The 3662-nt window shown below is 29.3% G+C and carries 3 protein-coding genes, 2 tRNA genes and 2 rRNA genes; 1 reads left to right on the forward strand and 6 read right to left on the reverse strand.

What is annotated here, in order from left to right; all coding sequences use genetic code 11:
• Positions 1-277: 277 nt before the first annotated feature.
• Entirely contained in the window at positions 278-1081 is an 804-nt protein-coding gene (locus ACQPUY_RS17550; RefSeq protein ID WP_430843333.1) for a pyruvate, water dikinase regulatory protein, read from the reverse strand.
• Between the two features lie 173 nt (positions 1082-1254).
• Here ACQPUY_RS17550 and ACQPUY_RS17555 point away from each other — a divergent pair, with 173 nt between their 5' ends.
• Complete coding sequence (locus tag ACQPUY_RS17555) at positions 1255-2004, forward strand: signal peptidase II (protein WP_430843335.1); 750 nt, start codon at positions 1255-1257, stop codon at positions 2002-2004.
• 78 nt (positions 2005-2082) lie between these two features.
• Here the strand turns inward: ACQPUY_RS17555 and ACQPUY_RS17560 are convergent.
• The 5 genes from ACQPUY_RS17560 to rrf (ACQPUY_RS17580) all read right to left on the reverse strand — a co-directional run.
• Positions 2083-2158: transfer RNA gene (locus tag ACQPUY_RS17560), tRNA-Lys, on the reverse strand.
• Between the two features lie 5 nt (positions 2159-2163).
• Positions 2164-2280, reverse strand: a 5S ribosomal RNA gene (gene rrf / locus ACQPUY_RS17565).
• A gap of 175 nt (positions 2281-2455) precedes the next feature.
• A complete protein-coding gene (locus ACQPUY_RS17570) occupies positions 2456-3406 on the reverse strand; it encodes an L-lactate dehydrogenase (RefSeq protein WP_430843337.1) in 951 nt (316 codons plus the stop codon).
• Between the two features lie 101 nt (positions 3407-3507).
• Positions 3508-3583: transfer RNA gene (locus ACQPUY_RS17575), tRNA-Lys, on the reverse strand.
• Between the two features lie 5 nt (positions 3584-3588).
• Positions 3589-3662 (reverse strand): 5S ribosomal RNA (gene rrf, locus ACQPUY_RS17580); the annotation flags it as partial.

Genomic DNA, 3662 nt, shown 5'->3' on the forward strand with positions numbered 1-3662 from the left:
TAAAAGAATTGCTGGTTTATTTTATACTTAACTTATATTCTGTTCAATTTTCAAAGACCATTTTTCTTCGTCGCCCTTAAGCGACTTCCTTATCTTATCACCTTATTTTTTAGCTGTCAATATATTTTAAAATTTTATTTTTCAAAAACATGTTGACGCCCTTAAGCGATGAATAAATATTATCATTTAAAAATATCTTTGTCAACATTTTTTGATAATTTTTTTAGTAAAATTATATATTAACATTAAAGTCTGATTTTGAATGCTTACTTTCCTATTATTTGCTATATCCTAAATCTTTTAATATTATCAATGCTGTATCTTCTATTGCCCTTTGTGTTACATCAATAGTCTTACACCCAATTCTTCTCATTACTTTATCTGCAAATTCAAATTCTTCTAAAATTCTAGCATCACCTGCATATTCTATTCCTGTAGGAATTCTATGAAATTTATCTAATCTTCTTTTTCTTATTTCTATTAAGTGAAGTGGATCTATTGTTAACCCAAATACTTTTTTTCTATTTATCTCAAAAAGTTCCTTTGGTATTTCTACTTCAGGCATTAGTGGAATGTTTATAGCCTTTAAGCCCTTGTTTGCCAAATACATACATAATGGGGTTTTAGATGTTCTTGATAATCCTACTAGCACTATATCTGCATTTTTTAATCCTCTATAATCCTTGCTGTCATCATATTGCATTGCAAATTCCATAGCTTCTATCCTCTTATAATATACCTCATCTATATTTCTCATAGCGCCAGGATTATTATCAGGCATTCTATTTAATATAGATGATGCTACATTCACAATTGGACTAAGAACATTAATCACAGATATGTTCTTTTCTAAACATTTTTGAGTTAAATACTCTCTTACTTTTACTGTAATTATAGTAGACACTATAATGCAGCTTTCACACTCATTTACCTTCTGCATTAAATCTTCTACATCATCTAGCTCCTTAACATACGGTACTCTCTTAACCTCAACTTCTCCCTTAAATTGACTGGCTGCTGCTAATGATACCTGCTCTGCTGTTTCTCCAATAGAATCTGATACTGCAAAAATCTTTAACAATTCGATTACCTCCTATAGTTCCTCTCATCACCTTATTATTTATACAAATAATTTAAATATTCATTATTTTGTATTAATTATAACAATAATTAAAATAATTTGTTAGTCTTATGTGAAATTTATAAATATATATGTTAAAATCTTAATATCTTAATATTATCTAGGAGGAAAAAATGTCTAATAAATTTAATAAAGAAAAGTGGTTAACTATAGGATTACTTCCCATAATGTGGCTATTGTATTTTTCCTTTGAAATAATCACAGGAAGAGTAAATGATTTTTATACATTATTTATGAATTTACTACTTACTACTATATTTGCATTTACAGGATGGATAATATATATTATTTCTAATAAATATAAAAAAGGATTTTCCAGCAAATCTACTATTTTTATATTTATAGTTCTTATGTTAATTGATCAAGGATGTAAAATAATAATTAAAATATTTTTCTTTAATGATTATATCGAAATAATAAAAGGCTTTTTATCTTTTGATCCTATAATCAATACGGATGGTTCATGGCTTAATGCAAGATTCGGATTAGGAGTTGGATTTTCATCACTAATTCTTTTAAATATTATTGCAGTTATTTTATTTATAGAAGTCTATAGATATTATATTTCTAAAGGAAATAAAGATTTCTGGTCCGATATGTCATTTTTATTTATTACATCTGGAGCTTTATGCTCATTAATAGATAAAATTTTCTATGGTGGTAGCTTAGATTTTATTGGTATTAGTAATTTATTTATTGCTGATATTAAAGATATTTATATTAATTTAGGAATATTATTCTTTATTATGTTGATATACATAAATGGTTATTTTAAAGAAGATGAAAATAGCACTTTAAAAGATGATTGGAATTCAATAAAGAAATTCTTTAAATTTTTGAAAAAAGATATATTAAAAAAATAAGAAGGATTTAATCCTTCTTTTTTTATGTAATGCTAAGCAAGTTTTTATAAAAAAATCACTTCATCAAGAAGTGATTTCTGGTGGCTTACCCGGGAATCGAACCCGGTACACCTTGATTAAAAGTCAAGTGCTCTACCGATTGAGCTAGTAAACCTTATGACCTGGCAACGTCCTACTCTCCCACACAGTCTCCCATGCAGTACCATCGGCGCTGTAGAGCTTAACTTTCCTGTTCGGAATGGGAAGGAGTGTTTCCTCTACGCCATCATCACCAGATATTTTTCCCTCAACAAGAATTTATTATATAGACTTCTTACAATAATGTCAACATATTTTTTAAAATAATTTTATATTTTTTATATTTGATATAAATTAATTAAAATTCTATAGGAAATTATCATTAAATTAAGCCATCAAGAATAATTTTTTTATTCTTGATAGCTCTTATTTACTACTTATTTAGTTTATTTATATACTCTCTTAATATTTCATTTGAAGCCTTAAATTTTCTAAGTTCTTCTTCAGTCATATCTATTTCTACAACTTCCTTAACACCCTGACTATTAAGAACTGCTGGTACTCCACTAAAAACATTATATTCCCCATATTCTCCATCTAATAATGTAGATACTGGAATTATCTTGTTTTCATCATTAATAATAGCCTTTATTATTCCTACTGTTGCAGCTGCTATAGCATAATAAGTTGTTCCCTTTCTATTATAAACTTCCCATCCAGCTCTAGCTGTATCTAAGACCAACTTATCTAAATCAACTTCACCTGCTCTATCCTTGTTATCTTCAATTACTTTATTAAATGGCTTCCCTCCTATATACACATGAGACCATGGAACCATTTGAGAATCTCCGTGTTCCCCCATAGAGTATGCTTGAACACTTCTAGGATCTACATTAAATAAATCCCCAATAAAATTCTTTAGCCTAGCTGAATCTACCGAAGTCCCAGAGCCTATAACATTACTTTTAGGTAAACCTGATAATTTATATACATGATAAGCTATTATATCCACAGGGTTCGATACAATTATAAAATGTCCCTTGAATCCACTAGCCATTATTGGATTAACTATAGATTCAACTATCTTAGCAGATAAATCTAAAGTATCTAGCCTTGTTTGGCCAGGTTTAGGTGGTGCTCCTGCTGTTATAACTACTATATCAACATCTGAACATTCTTCATAGGCTCCTACTTTAATTTTAGTATTTCTATTTAAATACTCTATGCAATGCTTTAAATCCATTACTTCTCCAAGGGCCTTTTCTCTATTAATATCTATCATAAGAACTTCATCACAAACACCTTGAGTTATTAAACTAAAAGCTGTACTTGATCCAACTAAACCGCTTCCTACTATTGCCACTTTTCTTGTCTTTGAAAACATATTACCCCTCCTAAAAATTATTTTTATCTATTCTTAGTGTATCATGTTTTTACAATAAATATATTAAAAATAAAAAAATCCTAAACAAATGTTTAGGATTTTGGTGCGTCATCAGGGGATCGAACCCGGGACACCCTGATTAAGAGTCAGGTGCTCTACCAACTGAGCTAATAACGCATATTACCTGGCAACGTCCTACTCTCCCACACAGTCTCCCGTGCAGTACCATCGGCGCTGTAGAGCTTAACTTTCCTGT

The organism is Clostridium nigeriense (assembly GCF_050585245.1).
GTDB lineage: Bacteria > Bacillota > Clostridia > Clostridiales > Clostridiaceae > Clostridium > Clostridium nigeriense_A.